This is a genomic window from Streptomyces sp. NPDC092296 (genome assembly GCF_044755465.1).
In the GTDB taxonomy this organism is placed as follows: Bacteria; Actinomycetota; Actinomycetes; order Streptomycetales; family Streptomycetaceae; genus Peterkaempfera.
Genome location: NZ_JBIVRB010000010.1, coordinates 94,417 through 115,199, shown reverse-complemented (window position 1 = coordinate 115,199; position 20,783 = coordinate 94,417). Strand labels below are relative to the sequence as shown.

Below are 20,783 nucleotides of genomic sequence, written 5' to 3'. Positions count from 1 at the left end.
CGGTCAGCGGCCGGCCCGCAGCTCGCGCAGCCGGGTGCGGGCGGCGGTCAGCCAGGGCAGCCTGGTCCGGGCGGCCCGCACGGCGGCGGCGCGCAGCCGGGCCGCGCCGATGTGCAGGGCGGCGGCCGGGGCGAGCCGCCCGCCGCCGAGCACCAGCCGGTCGTTGCGGTCCTCCTCGGGCCGCCAGCGCTGCTTGTACGGCTCGGTGCCGCGCAGCAGGCTGAGCAGCGGCACCCCGGCGCGCAGTGCGCAGGCCAGCGACTCCCCGAACAGCAGTCCGGCGATGTCCAGCCGCTGCCGCAGGCCCGGGTGGGCGCCGTACATGTACAGCCCGGCCAGCCGGGGGGAGATCAGCAGGACGTTGACGGCCACCAGTTCGCCGTCCAGGTGGTACTGCTGCACCGACGCCCGGCCGGCCGCGACCATGCCCCGGGCGGCCTCCCGCAGATGCCGGGCGAACCGCTCGCCCAGGTGCTCGGGGGTGGCGCCCCGGCCCCGCCACTGGAGCGCGTGCAGCCGCAGCATGGCGTCCACGGCGTCGGGCACCCGCTCGGCCGGGGTCTCGCTGACCACCACCCCGGCTGCCGCGATCTTGCGCTGCTTGACCCGGTTGCGCTGGGCGGTGCGGCCGGGGAGCCGGCGCAGCAGCTCCTCCATGGGGAGGGCCGGCAGATGCTGGCAGACCGAGTCGGGCAGTCGGCGGCGGCGTCCGGTCCAGTGCGTCAGCAGCCGCTGGGCGGCGGCGTCCGGGCGGACTTCGCGCAGGTCGGTGACGATCCAGGGCCGGTGGGCCGGGAGGGCGGCGGCGAGGGCGGCGGCGGCCTGGTCGGGGCAGGTGTCGTCGAGCAGTACGTCGGCGTAGTCGCTGACCCCGCAGCCGACCGGCACCAGGACGGGGTAGGGACGGTGACGTACCGTCAGCGCGGCGGCGGCCATCAGCCGGCCGTCCCGGCGGACCAGCACCAGCCGCAGCCGGCCGGGGGTGCCGTAGGCGCGCCACCACGCCACCAGCCAGGCCGCCGACTGGAAGGAGGTGGCAGTGCGGCAGCGGGCGGCCAGGTCGTCCCACTCGGCGGCCAGCTCCGGCAGCGCGGCGTCGTCCTGGCGCACCTCGGCCGACCAGCACTCCCGTGCCCCGGCTGGCGGCACGGTCGCGGGCACCCGGGCGGCGGGCAATACGGTGCGCTCCTCGATCATGCCTGGCTCCGCCCACGTCCGGCCGCCCCGGCCCGAGCGGTGCGCGCGGCGGCCTCGGTCCGCACGGCGGTCCTGGCCCGCGCCCGCGCGGCGGCGGGCTCCTCGGGCTGGGCGGACTGCTCGGGCTTGGCCAGCTGGGCGGGCTGGGCGGACTGCTCGGCGGGGGCGACCTCGGACGGCGTGGCGGGGTCGGCGGCCGGCGCGGCGGAGTCGCCGTTGCGGGCCTTGGCCCTGGCCTTGGTGGCCGGGGCGGGTTCGGCGGCCGGTACGGCAGCGCGGCCGTTGCGGGCGGCCCTGGCTCCGAGGGACGGGGGCGGCACGGCCGGACCGCCGTTACGGGCCGCCTGGTCCACAGCGGGCCCGGCGGGAGCGGCGGCAGCCGGGCCCGCAGGCGCCTCGCCCCCGGCCGCCCCCGCTGCCGCCGCCGGGCGGGCGGTGCCCGGCCGGGCCGCCATCAGCAGGCCGCCGAGCAGCAGCCCGGCTGCGGCGCCGACGGCGAGGTCGAGCCCCGGGACCGGGGAGGCGGGTGCGGCGGGGTTGGCGGCGGCGGCGAGCGAGACCAGCTTGACCCGGGTGTCGGCGCTGCTCACATTGGCGAAGGAGATCAGCGAGCGGGCGACCGCGTTGGCCGCCCCGGCGGCGGCCTGCGGGGTGCCCGCCGTACCGGCGACCTCGATCACCGGGGCGTCCGGCGAGGTGGTCCCGCTGACCTGGCCGGCCAGCCGGGCGACGGTGGCGCGGAGCTGTCCGGCGGCGGTGGTCAGCACCTGCGGCTGCGTCACCAGCCGCCCGTACGCCTGGGCGAAGTTCGCCGCGACATTGCCGTCGGCCGTGCCCTGCGGTACCACCACCACATAGGCGCTGGTGGTGTACGCCGGGTCGGTGGCCAGCGCGTAGCCGCCACCGGCGGCGGCGCCCAGCGGCACGGCGAGCAGTACCGGCCACCAGCGGCGGCTCGGGCGGCTTGCGGTCGGTCGGGGATCGGTGGGCATGTCGGGTCCTCGATGTCCTGGGAGTGGCGGCCCGGGAGTCCGGCGGCCAGGGGTCGGATGGGGGCGGGGCGGGCGGTCAGCCGGCGGGCAGCCGCTCGCCGCAGGGGGCGGGCGCCGGGTCCGGACAGCGGCCGTGGCGGGCGCCGACTCGGTCGTACAGCGCGCCGAGTTCGGCGGCGACCCGCGCGATGTCGTAGTGGCGTACGGCGGGCGGCTGCGGCAGCGCGTCGGCGCCGCGCCCGCCGGGTACGGCCAGCTCCGCCGCGTACGAGGCCGCGTCCGGGGCCACCCGGCGGGCGCCGGGGGCCGCGTCGGCGGGCAGTCGGGCCAGCGCGGGGCAGCAGGTGTAGCGGACGGGCAGCCCGGCCGCCAGGCCCTCCAGCACGGCGAGGCCGAAGGTCTCCTCGGTGGAGGGCGCGGCCAGCACGTCCATCGCGGTGAGCAGGTCGGGGACGTCGTCGCGCTCGCCGGTGAAGACGGTGCGGTGGGCCACCCCCAGCCGCCGGGCCCGCCGCTCCAGGGCGGCCCGCTCGGGTCCGTCGCCGACCAGCAGCAGCCAGGGGTCGCGGCCCACCGCCGGGGCGGCGGCGAGCAGGCGCAGCGCGTCCACCAGCACGTCGAACCGCTTGTCGGGGACCAGCCGGCCGACCCCGCCGACCACCTGCGCCCGCTGCGGCAGGCCCAGCTCGGTGCGCACCGTCTGCCGCACGGCCGCCCGGGAGGCGGTCGGCCGGGCGTACCGGGCGGCGTCGATGCCGCCCGGCAGCAGCTCCACCCGGTCCGGCGGCACGCCCCAGCCGGTGAGCCGGGCCCGCACCTCGGGGGAGACCGCGACGGTGGTGCTGCCCAGCCGTTCGGCGGCCAGGTAGAGGGCCCGTACGGCGGGGGTGATCCGGCGGCCCTCGATGCGGTCGTCCAGCAGCGAGTGCTCGGTGGCCACCACCGCCCGCACCCCGGCCAGCCGGGCGGCGAGCCGGCCGTGGAGGCAGGCCCGGAAGAGGTGGGTGTGCACCAGGTCGTAGCCGCCCCGGCGGATCAGCGCGGTGAGGCGCGGCACGGCGGCCGGGTCGCGGTTGCCGCGCATGCGGACGTGGTGGACGGGGGTGCCGTCGGCCCGGATGCCCGCGGCGACCGCGCCGGGGCCGGTGAGCACGGCGACCTCGCAGCGGTGGCGGTCCGGGAGGTGGCGCAGCAGCAGCCGCAGTTGCTGCTCGGCGCCGCCGGCCGCCAGCCCGGTGATCACCTGGAGGACCTTCATCCCCGGCCGCCCCCCGCGCCGCGCGGCCGGACGGCGGCGCGCAGGCTCCGGGCCAGGTGCCGGGCCCGTTTGGCGTGCAGCCGCCAGCCGCCGTCGCGGTCCCCGACGTAGCAGCGGGGCAGCGCGTAGCGGCCGGTGAGCGGCGAGTGCCCGATGGCGCAGGCGTAGTCGTAGCCGGCGGCGCGCACCGCGTCGGCGACCCGCTGGTCGACGGTGCCGTACGGGTAGCAGAAGCCGGTGACCGGGCCGCCGACGACCTCTTCCAGCACCTCGCGGCTGCGGGCGGTCTCGGCGGTGAGCCGGTCGGCGGGCAGTTCGGTCAACGTGGTGTGCACCAGGCTGTGCGAGCCGATCTCCATCCCGGCGGCGGCGACCGCCCGGACCTGGTCCGCCGTCAGCAGCCGCTTGCGGGGGCCGCCCGGGTCCCAGGTGTTGTGGCGGCCGAGCCGGTCCGCGACGACGTACACGCTGGCGGTGAAGCCGTGGGCGCGCAGCACCGGCAGCGCCTGGGTCTCGAAGTCGGCGTAGCCGTCGTCGAAGGTGAGGCCGACCAGGTCGGCGGCGCGGCCCGCCGCGTGGGCGGCCAGCAGTTCCGCGATGCCGACGCCGCGCAGTCCTCGGCGGCGCAGCCAGCGCATCTGGCGGACGAACCGCTCGGGGGTGACGGTGAGCAGGTAGGGGTCTTCCTCGTAGTGGTCGACGGAGTGATACATCAGGGTCCAGGGCGCCCGGCGCGGGTCGGCCCCGGGCCGGTGCGGCGGGCGGTGCAGCTCGTCGGGCAGTGGTTCAGCGACCATGGCGGTCCCCCTCGGCGGTGGGTCGCCCGGCGCGGCCGAGCACGCGCAGCACGGTGCGCGGTTCGGGGGCGCCGAGCAGGGCGGCGGTGGCGGTGAAGACGGTGAGGACGGCGGTGCCGCCGAGCAGTACGGCGGCGACCGGCCGCGGCCCGGCGAGGGTCGCGGCGGCGGTGCCCGCGGCGGTCGCGGCGGTCGCGGCGGCGATCAGCCGGGCCTGGCCGCCGAGCACCTGGCGCAGCCGCAGCGTGATGCCGCGCAGCCGCAGGCCGTGCAGCAGCAGGCCGGCGGTGACGGTGATGCCGGCGGCGTTGGCGGCGGCGATGCCGAGCGCTCCGGTGCGGGGTGCGGCCCAGGCGCCGACGGCGAAGGTGACGACCAGGCCGAGCAGCATCGCGCCGACCGGGTACCAGTCGAGGCGGGGTCGGGCGGCGCCGGGCGGCTCGGGGGTGCCGGCGATCCGCACGGCGGGCCGGGTGGAGAAGAACGGCCTGATCAGTGCCCCGGTCATCGCCTGGGCGAGCAGGCCGACGCTGTAGACGCGCATCACGGCGGCGGTCGCCTCGGTGTCCTGCGGGCCGAACGCGCCGCGCTGGAAGAGCAGGTGGACGACGGGCGGCGCGCAGGCCAGCAGGAAGGCGGTGCCGCAGAGCACCACCGCGCCGACGTGGGCGAGGTCCTTCTCCACCCGGTCGCGGGCGGCCCGCAGGTCACCCTCCGCGACGGCCCGCGCGATCAGCGGGAAGGTGACGGTGCAGATCAGCAGGGAGGCGGTCATCGCCAGTTGGGCGACCTTGGCGGCGTAGTTGAGGTGCGAGATGGTGCCGGGCGGCAGTCCGGAGCCGAGGTAGCGCTCGATGAAGACCTGCGCCTGGCGGGCGAGCGAGAAGCCCACCACCGGCAGCAGCGCCAGCGGGCTGAACGCCAGCGCCGCTGCCGGTCCGCCGCCGGATCGGCGGGCGCGGCGGGGGCGGTGGGTACCGCGCAGCCTGCGGAGGAAGGACGGCAGCAGCAGTGCGGTCATCAGTACGCTGCCGAAGGTGACGCCGGTGGCGGCGGCGGTGACGCCGAACCGGTCGTGGCAGGCGACCAGGAACGCCAGGATGCCCGCGTTGTAGACGACGCAGACGCCCGCCGGAGCGGTGAAGCGGTGGTGGGCGCGCAGCGCGGCGCTGAGGTAGCCGGCGACGCCGAACGGCAGCACGGTGAGGGCGGTGATCCGGGTGCACCGTACGGCGAGTGCGGGGTCGGGCAGGCCGGGGGCGAGCACCGCCACCAGCTGCGGGGCGCCCAGCGCGGCGACGGCGGACACGGTGGCCAGGGCCAGGGCCAGCCGGGGCAGGGTGGCGGCGACCAGTGCGCGGACCGGGTCGGCGGGGGTGTCCGGGCCGGAGGTGTCCCGCTTGGGGCTGTTGGGCGCTGGGCTGTCCGGCGCTGGGGCGGTGCGGTCGTGGCGGGCGGCCAGGGCCAGGCTGAAGGCGGGCACCATCAGGAAGGCCATGGCGTCCTCGATCAGCAGCGGGGACGCGGTCTCCGGCACCGTCCAGGAGACCAGGAAGGCGTCGGTGCCCTCGTCCGCGCCGAAGTAGCGGGCGAGCAGCAGATCGCGCAGCAGCCCGAGCAGGGAACCGGCGGCGGTGAGCAGCGCGGTGACCCCGAACGCCCGCGCGATGAAGCCAGGCCCCCGGCCGGCCGGGGCCGGGGGGCCGGCCTGCCGGTCGGCCCGCTCGACGGCCGAGGGCATGGCCGGGCCCACCACGGCGACCGGGGCCGGGGGGCCGGGGGGCAGCTGGGGGGCGGTCACCGGGTGGCGGCCTCCTTCGGTTCGGCGGCGGGCGCGGCGGGCAGCGCCCAGCGGGCGGCCAGGCCGAGGACGACCGAGGTGAGGACGGTGGTGGTGCCTCCGATGTCGGAGTAGAGGAAGTCGATCAGCAGCCAGACCAGCAGCCCGGTCGCGGCCAGGCCCGCGCCGTCGCGTCCGCCGCGCCGCAGTCCGCGTACCAGCAGGACCAGCAGCAGCGCGCCGTGCGCCAGGATGCCGAGCAGTCCCTGCTCACTGAGAACCAGCAGGTACATGTTGTGCGGGGAGAGCAGCGGCTCGTGCCGGAAGCCGACCGTGCCGTCCTCCGCGTCGCTGGCGGAGGAGAGCCGCAGCGGCGCATGGCTGTCCCGCAGCCGTTGGAAGCCCTTGGGTCCGGCCCCGGTGAGCGGGTGGTCCCGCCAGATGCGCTCGGCGGTGGTCCACAGGTCGTACCGGTCGGTGACCGAGTGGTCGGGGCGGTCGGAGACGCCCGCGATGCTGCCCAGCCGCTCGGAGAGGCCGGTCGTACCCACGCCGACCCCGCCGACCAGCACCACGGCGACCGCCGCCGCGACGGCGGCGGTGCGCAGCGCGAGCCGGGCGTCGGCGCGCAGCAGGATGACGGCGGCGGCAGCGGCGCAGGCGATCCAGCTGCCCCGGCTGAAGGAGAAGGCGAGCGGCAGCACCAGCGCCACCGCCACCGCGTACAGCGCGCAGCGGTGCGGCCGGTGGGCGGCGGAGTCGCGCAGCCCGACGGCCAGCGCGAGGGCGGCCACCAGGCCGTAGCTGACCACGGCGGACATGGCCATGATGTCCAGCGCGCCGAAGGTGCCGACCGCGCGGATCGGCCGGCCGGTGAAGGAGGCGCCGGTGCCGGTCAGATACTGGTGGACGCCGACGGCGCCCTCGATCAGCGCGGCCGCCACCAGGGCGCCGAGCAGCAGCCGGATGTCGCGCCGGTCGCGCAGCGAGAGCAGTACGGCGACCGGGACCAGCACGAAGACCTGGACCAGCCGGACGAAGCCGGTGAGCGCCGCGATCGGGTCCACGGCGGTGGCGGTGGCGACCGCTGCGGCCACCGCGACCGCGCCGAACAGCAGGCAGGCGAGCGGGCTGAGCGCCGTCCGGAGCCGGCCGCGCAGCAGCGCCAGCGCGACGACCGCGACCAGCACCAGCGAGGCGACGTCGGCGGGGGTGATGTGGACGGCGGCGGTGACGTCCTGTTCGCCGCTGGGGACGCAGACCAGCAGCACCGTGGCGGCGGCGGCCAGGCTGGGCCTACGCAGCAGCTCGCGGGCCCGAGCAGCCGACACGGGAGCGGGTACCGGTGCGGGTGCGGTTTCGGCGGGTGCGGGGAGGGTGGTGGCCATGGCGGGGGTCAGCTCCCGTCCCGGCGGACCAGCGAGCCTGCCGTACGCAGCAGGATCTTGACGTCCTGCCAGAGGCTCCAGGTCTCGATGTAGTGGTTGTCGAAGCGGGTGCGGTCCTCGATGGAGGTGTCGCCGCGCAGCCCGTGGATCTGGGCGAGTCCGGTGATGCCGACCGGGACCCGGTGCCGGTCGGCGTACTCGGGGTTGGCCTGGGTGAACCGCAGCACGAAGTACGGCCGCTCGGGGCGCGGGCCGACCATGCTCATCTCGCCGCGCAGCACGTTCCACAGCTGCGGCAGCTCGTCCAGCGAGGTGCGGCGCAGGAAGCGGCCGACCCGGCCCACCCGTTGGTCCTGCGCGATGTTCCAGCGGGTGGCGGACTCGTGCTCGTCGGCCGGGCGCAGGGTGCGGAACTTCAGCAGGGTGAAGGCCCGGCCGTCCAGCCCGATCCGCTGCTGCCGGAAGAGCACACCCGGCCCGTCCTCCAGCCGTACGGCCAGTGCGCAGGCGGCGAGCAGCGGTGCGGCGAGCAGCAGCAGCACCCCGGCGGCCAGGACGTCCAGGGCGCGCTTGCCGGTCCAGCCGGCCCGCTGCCGGGCGGGGCGGCCCAGCCGCAGGAAGGGGAAGCCCCACAGGTGGTCGCCGTGGGCGGCGCGGCGGCCGTGCTCCAGGGTGGCGTACTCGCGCACGCCCGGCACCAGCCACAGGCGGCAGCCGAGCCGGGCGGCGTCGCGCATCGCGGCGGTGGCGACGGGGCCGCCCGCGGCGACCACCAGGTCGTACGCGCCGCGTCGGTCGATCTCCCGTTCCAGCACCTCGCGGCCGCCGAGCACCGGAATCGTCAGGTCGTCATGGAGCAGCACCGGGCCGGGGTCCAGATAGCCGACCGGGCGCATGCCGTACTCGGGCCGGGCCAGCATGGTCGCGGCGACCCGGCGGCCGAGGTGCCCGGCGCCGACCACCAGCACCGGCCTGGGGCTGCGGCGGCGGGCGCTGCGGACCGTCGCGTAGAGCGCGGCGCGGCCGGACACGGCAAGGGTCAGATAGCCGCCGAGCAGGTGCAGCAGCCCGGCGGCGGTGGCGGGTGCGAAGGCCGGCCAGCCGCCGTTCAGGCAGCCGCAGAGGGTCACCGCGCAGGCGGCGGCGACGGCGGCGCGGCCGGTGAGGGCGGGCAGTTCGTCGAGCACGGAGAGGGCGAGGCGGCTCCGGTACAGGCCGCCCGCGCCGTTGAGCAGCAGCAGCGCGGGCAGCAGGGCGGCGGTGCCGAACAGTACGTCGGCGGGGATGAGCGGGCGGCTGGGGGTGCCGAGCGCGGCGGCGGCCCCGGCGGCCAGGGCGTCCAGCGCGAGCAGTCCGGCGGGCAGGGCCGCCTCGGGCCGGGCGGTGTGCGGTCTGCGGCCGGGGACGGCGGGCGGGGCGGGTGACCTGAGCTGCGGTGGCCCGAGTTCGGCGGCGGCGACCCGGCCGGACGTGGCGACTCGTCCGGGGTGTGGCACGCTCTCGTTCTCAATGCTCATCCGCGCACGTACTCCCCTGCTGTGTGCCGTGGTCCGTGGCTCCGGCCCATCGGGGCGGTCCGGTCGGGACCTGCCGCCGCAGTCGGTACCCGCCCGCCGGGCTGCGGCCATGGGACTGATACCGGTAAAATCAGACAGTACCGACGAATCATACGTAAGCGGTCAGTTGACTGGCCCTTTCACACCGGCCGCCCATTTATCTGATTAACGGTTCGGCTTCCGTCGGCCACCGCCCCCGGCCGCCGAAATCCATCCGCCCGGCCCCACCGCAACACCCGTACGCGGCCGCTGCCGACGGCCGGTCAGCCCTGCCAGCCGGCGGCGACGGCCGTACGGGGCTCGGGCCGGTGGTCGGCCAGCAGCTCGCCGTACAGCTCGGAGATCCGCGTCACCACCCGGCGGACGTCGTGCCGGGCGGCCACATGCTCACGGGCCAGCGCCCCGCGCCGGGCGCAGCCCGCCCGGTCGGCCAGCGCCGCCGCGACGGCCACCGCCAGCGCGCGCGGGTCCTCCGGCGGCACCAGCGCGCCGCGCCGCGCGTCCGGCGGCAGGCACTCCGCCGCGCCGGGTACGTCGGCCAGCACCACCGGCCGCGCCGCCGCCATCGCCTCCAGCGGGACCAGCGCCATGCCCTCCCAGCGGGAGGGCAGCACCACCAGATCGGCGGCGGCACACCACGGGCGGGGGTCGGACACGTCCCCGGCCAGCCGCACCCCGGACCCGACCGGGAACCGCCCCACCGTCCGCTCCAGCGCCGCCCGGTCCGGCCCGGCACCGACCAGCGCCAGCCCGGCCCCCGGTACCCGGCGCAGCACCTCCGGCCAGGCCGCGAGCAGCACGTCCTGGCCCTTCTGCCGGCACAGCCGGCCGACGCAGACCGCCAGCGGGGCGGCCGGGTCCAGCCCCAGCGCCAGCCGGGCGCGGCGGCGGGCGGCCTCATCGGCGGCGGTGTGGCGGTCCAGGTCCACCCCGTTGGGGACCACCTCCCAGCGGCGGGGCCGGATGCCCGCGCCGACCCCGTCGCGGCGCTCCTGCTCGCTGACGCACAGCACCGCCTGCGCCCAGCGGGCGGCCAGCCGCTCCCAGCCCAGCGCGGCACCGGCCACCGGTCCCGCCACGGCGGCGAACGACCACGCGTGCGGCTGGAACAGGGTGGGCACCCGGCCCCGTACCGCCAACCGGCCGGCCAGGCCCGCCTTGGCACTGTGCAGATGTACCAGGTCGGGGCGGTGCTCGGCGGCGATCCGGCGTAGCCGCCACGCCTCGGCGGCGACCGTGGGGCCGGGTGAGCGCCGGGCCGGCCAGGGCAGCACCTCCGCCCCGGCGGCGGCGGCCCGGCCGGCGAGGCGGCCGCCCGGCGGGCAGGCGACCGCCACCCGGTGACCCTCGGCCACCTGACCCCGAACCAGGTCGGCCACCACCCGGGCGACTCCGCCGTCGACCGGCTGGGACACATGCAGAATCGTCACGCCCACGGCCGCCACCCTAGGGTCGGCCACCCCCGCCCGCCCCCCGCCTCACCCGTCCGCCGCGCCGCCTCACCCGCCCAGCAGCGGCGCCCTCCCGGGGGGCGGGGAACTGCACCTCGCCCAGCCCGGCAACCACCCGGGGGCGTGGGGAACTGCGCGCTCAGCGCCCTACGAAGGTGCAGGGTTCCTCGCGCAGTTCCCCGCGCCCCTCGAACAACCCGTCCCCGGCACACCGCCCAAAGGCACGGGCAGCGCCCCACGAAGGTGCAGGGTTCCCCGCGCAGTTCCCCGCGCCCCTCGAACGACCCGTCCCCGGCACGCCACCCAAAGGCACGGGCAGCGCCCTACCAAGGTGCAGGGTTCCCCGCGCTCCTCGAATCACCCATCCCCGGTGAACCAAGGCGGGCCCTCGAATGACCCGGGACGGGTGATCCGGTGGGCCGGTGGGTGGTTCAGTCCGGGCGGTGGGAGAGGTGGAGGTCGCGTTCGGTGTGGCCGTCTTCGAGGCGGAGGGCCGTGGCCACCGGCGGGTACCCGCTGGCGATCACCGTGTACTCGCCCGGCTCCAGGTCGCTGAAGCGGAACGCCCCGTCGGCCGACGTGGTCACCGCCGCCACCACCGTGCCGGCCGAGTCCAGCAGGGTGACCCGGGCGTCGGCCACCGGGTGGCCGCCGCTGGTGCGGACCGTGCCGCGCAGCGTCCCGCTGCCGGTGAGCGCGACGTCCTGCCTGGTCCCGCCGCTGGCGCCGATCGACACCGCGAGCGCGGCCGGGCGGTAGGCGCGGGCGCTGACGGCCATGGTGTAGTCGCCCGCCACCAGGTCGCGGAAGTCGTACGCACCGTCCGAGTCGGTGTGCCCGGAGGCGACCACCTCGCCCCGGCCGTCGGTGAGGACCACGGCGGCGTCGGCCACCGGGGCGCCCTCAGCGCTGCGGACCGCGCCGGTGAGGCGGCCGGTGCCGCCGAGGACCACGTCGAGGTCGACCGGCCGGGTGCCGACCGCGACGGTGACGGCCTGCGGCTGGTGGCCGCTCGCGGCGGCGATCAGCACATAGTGGCCGGACCGGGGTGCGGCGAGCGCCCATCCGCCGTCACCGCCGCTGCCGGCCCTGGCGACCTGGCGGCCGTCCATGTCGATCAGGGTGAGTACGGCGTTGCGCACCACGCCCCGGTCGGGCTCCCGTACGGTGCCGCGCAGCGGGATGCCGGGGGCGGCCCCGGCCGGGTTCGGTGTCGGGGACGCGAACACCGACACGGAGACAGGTGCGGAGAGCGGGGCTGACGCCGGTTCTGGCGCGGCCTGGGGCGGCAGTCGGAGGTCGGCGGGGGCCGCTGCGGGGCCGGAGGCTGCCGGATGCGTGGCCAAAGGTTTCTCCTTGAGCAGGAAGGCGAGGGCGAATCCCAGCGCCAGCACGGGCACCAGGTAGAGGAAGATCCGGGGCATGGCGTCCGCGTACGCGGTGATGTAGCCGGAGCGCAGCGGCCCCGGCAGGGCGCGTACCAGCTCCGGGGTGATGGAGTCGGTGTCCGGCAGCGCCGGACCGCCCGGCCGGGCGGCGGGCAGGGTGTGGGCGAGCCGGTCGGTGAGCCGGGCGTGGAAGAGGGCGCCGAAGACGGCCGCGCCGACCGAGCCGCCGATCTGCCGCAGGTAGTTGTTGGCGGAGGTGGCGGTGCCGATGTCGCGCGGGGAGACCGAGTTCTGCACCACCAGGACCAGCACCGGCAGCACCAGGCCGACCCCGAGGCCGAGCACCGCCATGGCCGCCGCCGAGACCGCGTACGGGGTGTCGGCGTGCAGCAGCAGGCCGAGCAGCGCCATGCCGACGGTGGACAGGGCGCCGCCGGTGATCGGGAAGACCTTGTACCGGCCGGTGCGGCTGATCAGCTGGCCGGACGCGATGGAGGCCAGCACGATGCCGCCCATCATGGGGAGCATCAGCAGCCCGGAGCCGGTGGCGCTGGCCCCGTTGACCATCTGGAGGAAGCTGGGCAGGTAGCTGGCGGCGCCGAACAGCGCCACGCCGACCACCACGCCGATGCCGCCGGAGACATTGAAGACGCCGTCGCGGAAGAGCCGCAGCGGGATCACCGGCTCGGCGGCGCGGCGCTCGGCCAGGACGAAGAGCAGCAGGCAGCCGAGGGTGGCGGCGCCCAGTTCCAGGATCACCGGGTCGGTCCAGCCGTACTCGGTGCCGCCCCAGCTGGTGGCGAGCACCAGGCAGGTACTGGCGACGGCGAGCAGCAGCGCGCCGGGGAGGTCGAGCCGGGGGCGGGCGGTCGGGCGGGGCAGCCGCAGTACGACCAGGGTGACCAGCAGCGCGACGGCGCCGATCGGGATGTTGACCCAGAAGCACCAGCGCCAGCCCGGCCCGTCGGTGAACCAGCCGCCGAGCAGCGGCCCGGCGACCGAGGAGACGCCGAAGACGGCGCCGATCAGGCCCATGTAGCGGCCCCGGTCCCGGGGCGGGACGATGTCCGCGATGATCGACTGGACGCCGATCATCAGCCCGCCGCCGCCGATGCCCTGCACCGCCCGGAAGAGGATCAGCTGGTCGATGGTGTGCGACCGGCCCGCCAGCGCGGAGCCGACGATGAAGACGGCGATGGCGACCCGGAAGACCCTGGCCCGGCCGAAGAGGTCACCGAGCTTGCCGTAGAGCGGCAGGACGACGGTGGAGGCCAGCAGATAGCCGGTCACCACCCAGGACATCCGGTCCAGACCGTGCAACTCGCCCACGATCCGGGGCAGTGCGGTGGCGACGATGGTCTGGTCGAGTGCGGCGAGGAAGAGCGCCAGCATCAGTCCGGCGAACACCAACCGGACCTGGCGTGGCGTCAACTGTGCTGAACCGGACGCCTCCTGGGGCTCCGAAGCCTTCTGGGACGCCGGTGCGGCCGGGGCGCGGCGGCCCCCCTCGATCACAGACATGCGGAGGATGATTACAGCCGCTGACAGTTCACTCGAACCGGTCTTTTTATCAGCAGGTACGCTGATATGTTGCCAATCGTCATATCGACGGGTCGACAGAACGCCGCCACCAGCGGGAACACGGCCCGCCACGGTTGCCGCAGCCGAATGCGGGCAGCGGCAGCGGATGCGGATTCACCCACACGGGGAAGCCTTCGGTCACCCGTTCCCCCACCCGTTCACCCGCCTGGACGACCGCACTCAGGGGTGCGCCCAGGGGTCAGCCGAGGGTGGTCCGCAGCTCCTCCATCGCCCCGGTCACGATCGCCCGCATCGCCCGCTCGGCCCGCTCCGGCTCCCCCGCGCACACCGCCTCGGCCACCTCACGGTGCCGGGCCAGCGCGTACGGCCGGGGGTGGTGCGGCATCAGCCGGTGCTCGGTACGGCCGGTGAGGACCGCCGCCACCACATCGCCCAGCTGCGCGAACATCTCGTTGCCGGAGGCTTCGAGCAGCACCCGGTGGAAGGCGATGTCCTGCCCGAGGAAGGCCGCCAGGTCGCCGGTCCGCGCGGTGACGGTGAGTTCCACGGCCAGTGCGCCGAGCGCCCGGCGCTGGTCGTCGGTGGCATGCCGGGCCGCCAGCGCGGCGGCAGCCGGCTCGACCGCCGCCCGCAGGTCACCGAGCGAGCGCAGCTGGGCCGCCCGGTCGGGCCCGGCCAGCCGCCAGCGGATGACCAGCGGGTCGAAGACGTCCCACCCGGCCCGGGGCTGGACGGTGATGCCGACCCGGCGGCGGGAGGCAACCATGCGCATCGCCTCCAGCACCCGGACGGCCTCCCGGACCACGGTGCGCGAGACGCCGTACCGGGCCTCCAGCTCCTCCATCCGCAGCACCGCGCCCACCGGGATCTCCCCGGAGGCGATGGCGGGCCCGAGGTCCGCGAGCAGTCGGCCGTGCAGGCCCTGGATGTCCATTCGGACAGCGTAGAGGGGGCCATTCCCAGTACTCATATGACATTTGTATATCGATGGCTTGAATAAGTCATACCTTTGGAGTCATAGTTTCCCCAGCCGGCTGCGGGGCCGTCGCTCCCCGCCAGGCGGTCCCGCACCGGTCGTACCACCGTCAGGAGTATCCAGATGGCTCTCAGTGCCGAGAACCAGCCGCCGCAGACCGCCGAGTCCGCCGCGCCGCCGTGCGTCGTGGTGATGGGGGTGTCCGGAGCCGGGAAGACCACGGTCGCGCGGCTGCTCGCCGAGCGGCTGGGCGTCCCCTTCGCGGAGGCGGACGACTTCCACCCGCCGGCCAACATCGCCAAGATGTCGGCCGGGGTCCCGCTCGACGACGCGGACCGGCAGCCCTGGCTGGAGGCCATCGGCCGCTGGCTGCGCCGGTGCGACGCGGCGGGCGGCGGCGGGGTGGTGACCTGCTCGGCGCTCAAGCGCCGCTACCGCGACACGCTGCGGGAAGCCTCGCCGGGCGTCTTCTTCCTGCATCTGACCGCCGACCGCGCCCTGATCGCGGACCGCCTCGGCCACCGCAGCGGCCACTTCATGCCGCCGTCGCTGCTGGATTCCCAGCTGGCGACGCTGGAACCCCTCGGCCCGGACGAGTACGGGGCCGAGCTGGACGCCGCCCCGAGCACCGAAGAACTCGTCGCGGCGGCGGTGCGGACGGTGCCCCGCGCCGGCACGGGAGACCCCGCGTGACCGCCGCCCTCACCGCCCCCGGAACGGCCGCGCTGCTGGCCGCCGCCCAGGACGCCCTGCCGCACAGCAGCAGCTCCGGCCGGCTGATCGCCGCGATGCTGATCGGTGTCGCGGTGATCGTGCTGCTGATCACCCGGCTGAAGCTGCACCCCTTCCTGGCCCTGGTGCTGGGGTCCGGGGTGCTGGCCGCCGTGGCCGGGGTGCCGTTCGACAAGCTGATGAACAGCTTCACCGCCGGGCTCGGCAGCACGGTGGCGAGCGTCGGCGTGCTGATCGGCCTCGGCGCCATGCTGGGCAGGCTGCTGGCGGACTCCGGCGGCGCCAACCGGATCGCGGACACCGTGCTGTCACGCTCCGGCCCGCGCTCGCTGCCCTGGACGATGGCGCTGGTCGCCGCAGTGCTCGGGCTGCCGCTCTTCTTCGAGATCGGCGTGGTGCTGCTGATCCCGATCGTGCTGCTGGTCGCCCGCCGGGGCAATCTGCCGCTGCTCCGGGTCGGCATCCCCGCCCTGGCCGGGCTGTCGGTGCTGCACGGCCTGGTGCCGCCGCACCCCGGCCCGCTGGTGGCCGTCGACGCGCTCCACGCCGACCTGGGGCCCACCCTGGCGCTCGGTCTGCTGGTCGCCGTACCGACCCTGGTGATCGCCGGGCCGCTGTTCGGCCGGGTCGCGGAGCGCTGGGTGGGGCCGCTGGAGCTCCCGGCGGCGACGGCCGCCGGCAGCGGGGCGGACGGGGCGCGAGGGCAGGACGAGGCGCGGGAGCAGGACGGGGAGCGCGAGCAGGACGGGATACGGGGTCAGGACGGGGTGCGGGCGCCGAGCTTCGGCGCGACGCTGGCGACCATCCTGCTGCCGGTGGTGCTGATGCTCGCCAAGGCGCTCTGCGACGTGGTGATCGACGACGACAAGGCGACGGCCCAGCGGATCTTCGACTTCATCGGCTCACCACTGATCGCGCTGCTGGCCGCAGTGCTGCTGGGCATGGTCACCCTCGGCCGGGCGGCCGGCTTCACCAGGGCGCGGATCTCCGGCACCATCGACCGGTCGCTGGCCCCGATCGCCGGGGTCATGTTCATCGTCGGCGCGGGCGGCGGCTTCAAGCAGACCCTGGTGGACGTCGGGGTCGGCACTGTGATCGCGGACTGGGCCAACGGCTGGCACATCTCCGCGCTGCTGCTGGGCTGGCTGGTCGCGGTCGGCATCCGGCTGGCCACCGGTTCGGCCACCGTCGCCACCGTCACGGCGGCCGGCATCGCCGCCCCGCTGGCCGCCGGTATGACCAGCACCCACACGGCGCTGCTGGTGCTGGCGGTGGGCGCCGGGTCGCTGTTCTTCTCGCATGTCAACGACGCCGGGTTCTGGCTGGTCAAGGAGTACTTCGGGATGAGCGTCGGCCAGACGTTCAAGTCCTGGTCCGCGATGGAGACGGTGATCTCGGTGGTGGCGATCGTCTTCATCCTGCTCCTGGGACTGGTGTTCTGACCCGGTCCGGCGGCATGCTCTGAGAAGCGGCGGTACCCCCGCCCCCGGCCGGAACCGGGGCGGGGGCGCCGCCGCGTCCATACCGGTCAGCCCACCTCGGCGGCCAGGCGCTCCAGCACCTGGCCGTGGATGCGGTTCAGCCCCTTGGGGGCGAAGGTGCGCTCGAAGAAGCCGCCGATCCCGCCGGCCCCCTGCCAGGTCGCCTCGACGACGACCTTGGCCTTGCCCTCCCCGGCCGGGGTGACCGTCCAGGTGGTCACCATGCTGGAGTTGGCGTCCGTCTCCACCAGCCGCCCCGGCGTGGGCTCGGAGACGGTGACCAGGCAGTCGCGCACCCGCTTCTCGGTGGCCTGGAGCTTCCAGTGCGCCTGCGTACCGGCGCCGACGCCGCCCAGCCGCACCTCGTACTCGCTGTACTGGTCGGGCAGCAGCCGGGGGCGGGTCTCCCGGTAGTCGGCAAGGGCCTCGTAGACCCGCTCCGGCGATGCCTCCAGCACCCGTTCCGTGGCGGCGTACACCTGCGACATGTCCTGCTCCTCACACATCCGCAACGCATCGCGGCGGCCGGCTCGGCCACCCCGGCACAGCCAACCATCGGCGTCCGACGGCTCCAAACCGGGTGCGACCCGAACGGCCGCACCCCGATCTTCGAATAAGTGTTCTAATCTGAAGCTCAAGCACCACCGCACCACCGGCAAGGAGGCCCCGCGATGCGCTGGGACAACCTGCAACTCGACACCACCACCGCCGACAGCACCGCCGGACCGGCAGCCCTCTTCGGCCCCGGCACCGTCAGCCGCCGCTTCGACACCCCCGAATTCCGGGGCATCACCTTCCATGAGGTCCACGCCCGGTCCATCGTCAACCGGGTGCCGGGCGCGTCCCGGATGCCGTTCGAGTGGACGGTCAACCCCTACCGGGGGTGCAGCCACGCCTGCGTCTACTGCTTCGCCCGGCGCACCCACGGCTACCTCGACCTGGACACCGGCCACGACTTCGACTCCCAGATCGTGGTCAAGGTCAACGCCCCCGAACTGCTCCGCCGCGAGCTGGGCTCCCGCCGCTGGCACGGCGAGCACATCGCCATGGGCACCAATGTCGACTGCTACCAGCGGGCCGAGGGCCGCTACCGGCTGATGCCCGGGATCATCGAGGCGCTGCGCGACTACGCCAACCCCTTCTCCATCCTCACCAAGGGCTCGCTGATCCTGCGCGACCTGGAACTGCTGCGGCAGGCCGCCGCCGTCACCGAGGTCGCCGTCAACGTCTCGGTCGGCTTCACCGACCGCGAGCTGTGGCGCACCGTCGAACCCGGCACCCCCTCCCCGCAGAAGCGGCTGGAGGTCTGCCGCACCCTCACCGACGCCGGCATCCCCTGCGGAGTGCTGATGGCCCCGGTGCTGCCGTACCTCAGCGACTCCCCGGAGCAGCTGCGGGAGACCGTACGGGCCATCGCGGAGGCCGGTGCCGTCTCGGTCACCCCGCTGGTGCTGCATCTGCGGCCGGGCGCCCGCGAGTGGTACACCGCCTGGCTGGAGCGCCACCACCCCGGGCTGCTCCCCCGCTACGCGGCCCTGTACGGGGACGCGGCGTACGCCCCGCGCTGGTACCAGCGGCGGATCACCCGCACCGTCCACGAACTCGCCGCCACCCACGGCTGCGGCCCCACCACCCCCGACCCCCCGCCCCCACCCACCCCACCGGCCCAGCTCACCCTCCTCTGACCCCGCCCCCCGAAGGCCCGGCTCCGCCGGCGACGCCGAGGCCGGAAGGCCGGCGCCGACATCTCCGGGCTTGCCCCCAGTATCCGTCGATTCCAGAGTTCCGACCCTCACGGGTCCAACGGGACGAGCACGACGTGCGGATTGCACCGGCCGACAGACCCCGAGCAACGCCGGACCCATTACCCCGACGCGATGTTCAAGTCGTCATGCGGCAACGAGCTGGGCATTCTGCCGCCATCCCCATCGCCTCCACACCCGCGAACGCCGGGAACCTCGCTCGACGCATCGACAGGCTGGCCGGCCGCTGCCCACTGCCCGTCGGCTCACCGCAGCGGAGCCTGACCGGCATGGAGCGCCACGAGCGATAGGTCAGCGCATGTCCGCTTTTGCGCGGTTCTTCTGTTGACGGATGACAACACCCCTGGGAGACTACAAACGTAGAAGAGGAGGGGCCTCATGGAATACGAGTTCACCTTCGTCATCACCGGTGCGACCGTGGACGACGAGGCCGCAGTCGACTCCCTGCGAGACGAACTGGACGCGCTCCTGGCCAGAGGCGCGGGCACCGACCTGGTGGTCGTCTCGTCCGAAGGCGACGGGGCGGTCAAGGCCGCCCTGCGCGCCGCTTCGGCCGTCAGGGCCGCTGTTCCCGGGCTTCGGGCGGTCCGTCTGGACCGGGATCTTGTCGGCGTTCCGGAGATCGCCGATCGGACCGGCCGCTCGCGGCAGAACGTCGCGCAATGGGTCACCGGCGGTCGCAAGGCGTCCGGAGCACCCTTTCCCACGCCGGAAGGCACAGCCGGCCGATCCCGGGTGTGGCTCTGGGCCGAGGTCAACGAGTGGCTGCGGCAGTACGGACTGGACGACGGGGCCAACTACCCCACACGGTCGGAAATGGTGGAGATCGATTTCGCGCTGGCGAACGGCGTCTCGCTGTCACTCAGGGAGGCATCACCCGATCCGGCTCATCGCGCCGGCCGACAGGCTGTCGTCGACGGACTCCAGGCCGACCACATTCCGAACTTCATGCACTTCCTGTCCCGTCTGGACGGGGTGACCGATGAGCATGGCGACCACATCGTCGTTGTCGCCTGCGCCGACGAGCCAGCACATGAAGTGATGGATTTCGTCGCCAGCTTCGACCATGACGTGGTCCTGGTGACCAAGGTCGATGACTTCCTGGCTTCCGTTCTCTCCACACGGGGGCCGAACGGTCCGGCCAATCTCGTCAATGTCCCGGCAGTCGCCACCGTTCGCGACTGGATGGACCTCGTGCGGAGGCAGCCACGCGCTGCTTTCACGACGGCTGAATGTGCTCCTGCGGATAGCTCTTCCACCGCTGCGCCCATCACGCGTCTTATGGCCATCGCTGCCTGAAACCGGGACTGGGGTCGGCGGGTGCGGTGCTCGGGGGTGACGTACCAGCTGTCAGAGCGCAGCTCCGGCGGGAACAGCCACCACACCACGTGCGGCGCCCCCGTCGGCTGGTGGAGCAGGCGGCCAGTGGTCGGGGACCAGCGGGCGGCAGCGTGGCCCGTCGGGCGGGTGAGCCGGTCGCCGGTCGGGGCGGCGGGCGGGCCGGGTATGGCCCGGGTCATGGCAGCCGGGGCCGGGGGTGGCGGGCGCGGTTACCCTTGCGGGGTGCTGAACGAGGTGACCGCTCTCCGCTATCTCACGCCGCTGCGCGCCGGGGGCTCCGTGCCCGGGGTGACCGAGACGGACGACCTGGGCACCTACGTGGTGAAGTACAGCGGCGCCGCGCAGGGCCGCAAGGCGCTGGTGGCCGAGGTGGTGGTCGGGGAGCTGGCGCGGCGGCTGGGGCTGCGGATGCCGGAGCTGGTGGGGGTGCGGTTCGACCCGGCGGTGGCGGCCCATGAGCCCGACCAGGAGGTGCAGGACATCCTGCGGGCCAGCGCCGGGCTCAACCTGGGCATGGACTACCTGCCCGGCGCCCGCGACTTCACCCCGGAGGCGCTGACGGTGGACCCGGGCGAGGCCGGGCGGATCGTCTGGCTGGACGCGCTGACGGCCAATGTGGACCGTACCTGGCGCAACCCCAACCTGATGGTCTGGCACGGCTCGCTGTGGCTGATCGACCACGGCGCCGCGCTGATCTTCCACCACCGCTGGTCGGACGCCGAGGCGGCGGTCACCCGCCGCTACGGCATGGGCGACCACGCGCTGGGCGTCTTCGGCCCCGATGTGGCGGCGGCCGACCGGGCGCTGGCGCCGCTGGTCACCGAGGCGCTGCTGACCGAGGTGGTCGACCTGGTGCCGGACGCGTGGCTGGTGGACGAGCCGGGCTTCGACTCCCCGGCCGCGCTGCGCGCCGCGTACGTCGCCCATCTCACCGCCCGCGCGGCCGCCTCCGAGCTATGGCTGCCGGACGGCTTCGCCACCCCCGAGCAGCTGCGCGCGGCCGAGACCGAGCGTACGGCGGCCACCCTGGCGGGCCGCCCGGCCTGGCTCCAGCACGTCCGTGGCTGACCGGCGCCGCCGGTCTGTCACCGGGTGACCGGCCGGACGGCGCCCCGCTGAGCCCTCCCCCGGACCGGGAAGT

The 20,783-nt window shown here is 75.3% G+C and carries 16 protein-coding genes; 5 read left to right on the top strand and 11 right to left on the bottom strand.

What is annotated here, in order from left to right:
• Positions 1-3 precede the first annotated feature (3 nt).
• The 10 genes from ACIQGZ_RS21195 to ACIQGZ_RS21150 all read right to left on the bottom strand — a co-directional run bounded on the left by ACIQGZ_RS21195 (position 4) and on the right by ACIQGZ_RS21150 (position 14,283).
• Positions 4-1,197 carry a GNAT family N-acetyltransferase gene (locus ACIQGZ_RS21195; RefSeq protein ID WP_402603848.1) on the bottom strand — a complete coding sequence of 398 codons (1,194 nt, stop codon included), beginning with the start codon at positions 1,195-1,197 and terminating at the stop codon, positions 4-6.
• Entirely contained in the window at positions 1,194-2,189 is a 996-nt protein-coding gene (locus tag ACIQGZ_RS21190) for a hypothetical protein (RefSeq protein ID WP_402603845.1), read from the bottom strand. The genes ACIQGZ_RS21195 and ACIQGZ_RS21190 overlap by 4 nt, the downstream gene beginning before the upstream one ends.
• Before the next feature lie 76 nt (positions 2,190-2,265).
• Complete coding sequence (locus ACIQGZ_RS21185; protein ID WP_402603843.1) at positions 2,266-3,447, bottom strand: glycosyltransferase; 1,182 nt, start codon at positions 3,445-3,447, stop codon at positions 2,266-2,268.
• Positions 3,444-4,244, bottom strand: coding sequence for a polysaccharide deacetylase family protein (locus ACIQGZ_RS21180; RefSeq protein ID WP_402603841.1), 801 nt, complete (start codon positions 4,242-4,244; stop codon positions 3,444-3,446). Before ACIQGZ_RS21180 ends, ACIQGZ_RS21185 begins: the two co-directional genes overlap by 4 nt.
• On the bottom strand, positions 4,234-6,045 hold the full coding sequence (locus tag ACIQGZ_RS21175) for a lipid II flippase MurJ (RefSeq protein ID WP_402603839.1): 1,812 nt from the start codon (positions 6,043-6,045) through the stop codon (positions 4,234-4,236). Before ACIQGZ_RS21175 ends, ACIQGZ_RS21180 begins: the two co-directional genes overlap by 11 nt.
• Positions 6,042-7,412: an O-antigen ligase family protein gene (locus ACIQGZ_RS21170; RefSeq protein WP_402603837.1), complete on the bottom strand. Its 1,371-nt coding sequence runs from the start codon at positions 7,410-7,412 to the stop codon at positions 6,042-6,044. The genes ACIQGZ_RS21175 and ACIQGZ_RS21170 overlap by 4 nt, the downstream gene beginning before the upstream one ends.
• Before the next feature lie 8 nt (positions 7,413-7,420).
• Positions 7,421-8,929, bottom strand: coding sequence for an exopolysaccharide biosynthesis polyprenyl glycosylphosphotransferase (locus tag ACIQGZ_RS21165; RefSeq protein ID WP_402603835.1), 1,509 nt, complete (start codon positions 8,927-8,929; stop codon positions 7,421-7,423).
• Positions 8,930-9,231: 302 nt separating this feature from the next.
• The gene (locus ACIQGZ_RS21160) at positions 9,232-10,398 is read right to left on the bottom strand and encodes a glycosyltransferase (RefSeq protein ID WP_402604040.1); all 1,167 of its coding nucleotides are present in this window, start codon (positions 10,396-10,398) and stop codon (positions 9,232-9,234) included.
• Between the two features lie 452 nt (positions 10,399-10,850).
• Positions 10,851-13,328, bottom strand: a complete 2,478-nt coding sequence (locus tag ACIQGZ_RS21155) for an MFS transporter (protein WP_402603833.1) — start codon at positions 13,326-13,328, stop codon at positions 10,851-10,853.
• A 259-nt stretch (positions 13,329-13,587) separates the two neighbouring features.
• Positions 13,588-14,283, bottom strand: coding sequence for a FadR/GntR family transcriptional regulator (locus tag ACIQGZ_RS21150; protein ID WP_402603830.1), 696 nt, complete (start codon positions 14,281-14,283; stop codon positions 13,588-13,590).
• A gap of 165 nt (positions 14,284-14,448) precedes the next feature.
• Between ACIQGZ_RS21150 and ACIQGZ_RS21145 the strand changes: the two genes are divergently transcribed.
• Together ACIQGZ_RS21145 and ACIQGZ_RS21140 are read left to right on the top strand one after the other, a co-directional pair.
• Positions 14,449-15,018, top strand: a complete 570-nt coding sequence (locus tag ACIQGZ_RS21145; protein WP_402603829.1) for a gluconokinase — start codon at positions 14,449-14,451, stop codon at positions 15,016-15,018.
• Positions 15,019-15,113: 95 nt separating this feature from the next.
• Entirely contained in the window at positions 15,114-16,499 is a 1,386-nt protein-coding gene (locus ACIQGZ_RS21140; RefSeq protein WP_402604038.1) for a gluconate:H+ symporter, read from the top strand.
• An 86-nt stretch (positions 16,500-16,585) separates the two neighbouring features.
• On the opposite strand, the gene ACIQGZ_RS21135 is transcribed toward ACIQGZ_RS21140, so the two are convergent.
• On the bottom strand, positions 16,586-17,026 hold the full coding sequence (locus ACIQGZ_RS21135) for an SRPBCC family protein (RefSeq protein ID WP_402603827.1): 441 nt from the start codon (positions 17,024-17,026) through the stop codon (positions 16,586-16,588).
• Between the two features lie 183 nt (positions 17,027-17,209).
• Between ACIQGZ_RS21135 and ACIQGZ_RS21130 the strand changes: the two genes are divergently transcribed.
• The 3 genes from ACIQGZ_RS21130 to ACIQGZ_RS21120 all read left to right on the top strand — a co-directional run bounded on the left by ACIQGZ_RS21130 (position 17,210) and on the right by ACIQGZ_RS21120 (position 20,710).
• Positions 17,210-18,223, top strand: coding sequence for an Rv2578c family radical SAM protein (locus ACIQGZ_RS21130; RefSeq protein ID WP_402603824.1), 1,014 nt, complete (start codon positions 17,210-17,212; stop codon positions 18,221-18,223).
• 456 nt (positions 18,224-18,679) lie between these two features.
• Positions 18,680-19,600, top strand: coding sequence for a helix-turn-helix transcriptional regulator (locus tag ACIQGZ_RS21125; protein ID WP_402603821.1), 921 nt, complete (start codon positions 18,680-18,682; stop codon positions 19,598-19,600).
• 264 nt (positions 19,601-19,864) lie between these two features.
• Entirely contained in the window at positions 19,865-20,710 is an 846-nt protein-coding gene (locus tag ACIQGZ_RS21120) for a HipA family kinase (RefSeq protein WP_402603819.1), read from the top strand.
• The last annotated feature ends 73 nt before the right edge of the window (positions 20,711-20,783 follow it).

Bases quoted from the DNA above. Each gene is read 5' to 3' on its own strand.
- ACIQGZ_RS21195 (WP_402603848.1), bottom strand. From the start codon at position 1,197: ATGATCGAGGAGCGCACCGTATTGCCCGCCGCCCGGGTGCCCGCGACC.
- ACIQGZ_RS21190 (WP_402603845.1), bottom strand. From the start codon at position 2,189: ATGCCCACCGATCCCCGACCGACCGCAAGCCGCCCGAGCCGCCGCTGG.
- ACIQGZ_RS21185 (WP_402603843.1), bottom strand. From the start codon at position 3,447: ATGAAGGTCCTCCAGGTGATCACCGGGCTGGCGGCCGGCGGCGCCGAG.
- ACIQGZ_RS21180 (WP_402603841.1), bottom strand. From the start codon at position 4,244: ATGGTCGCTGAACCACTGCCCGACGAGCTGCACCGCCCGCCGCACCGG.
- ACIQGZ_RS21170 (WP_402603837.1), bottom strand. From the start codon at position 7,412: ATGGCCACCACCCTCCCCGCACCCGCCGAAACCGCACCCGCACCGGTA.
- ACIQGZ_RS21165 (WP_402603835.1), bottom strand. From the start codon at position 8,929: ATGAGCATTGAGAACGAGAGCGTGCCACACCCCGGACGAGTCGCCACG.
- ACIQGZ_RS21155 (WP_402603833.1), bottom strand. From the start codon at position 13,328: ATGTCTGTGATCGAGGGGGGCCGCCGCGCCCCGGCCGCACCGGCGTCC.
- ACIQGZ_RS21150 (WP_402603830.1), bottom strand. From the start codon at position 14,283: ATGGACATCCAGGGCCTGCACGGCCGACTGCTCGCGGACCTCGGGCCC.
- ACIQGZ_RS21145 (WP_402603829.1), top strand. From the start codon at position 14,449: ATGGCTCTCAGTGCCGAGAACCAGCCGCCGCAGACCGCCGAGTCCGCC.
- ACIQGZ_RS21140 (WP_402604038.1), top strand. From the start codon at position 15,114: ATGCTGATCGGTGTCGCGGTGATCGTGCTGCTGATCACCCGGCTGAAG.
- ACIQGZ_RS21135 (WP_402603827.1), bottom strand. From the start codon at position 17,026: ATGTCGCAGGTGTACGCCGCCACGGAACGGGTGCTGGAGGCATCGCCG.
- ACIQGZ_RS21130 (WP_402603824.1), top strand. From the start codon at position 17,210: ATGCGCTGGGACAACCTGCAACTCGACACCACCACCGCCGACAGCACC.
- ACIQGZ_RS21125 (WP_402603821.1), top strand. From the start codon at position 18,680: ATGGAATACGAGTTCACCTTCGTCATCACCGGTGCGACCGTGGACGAC.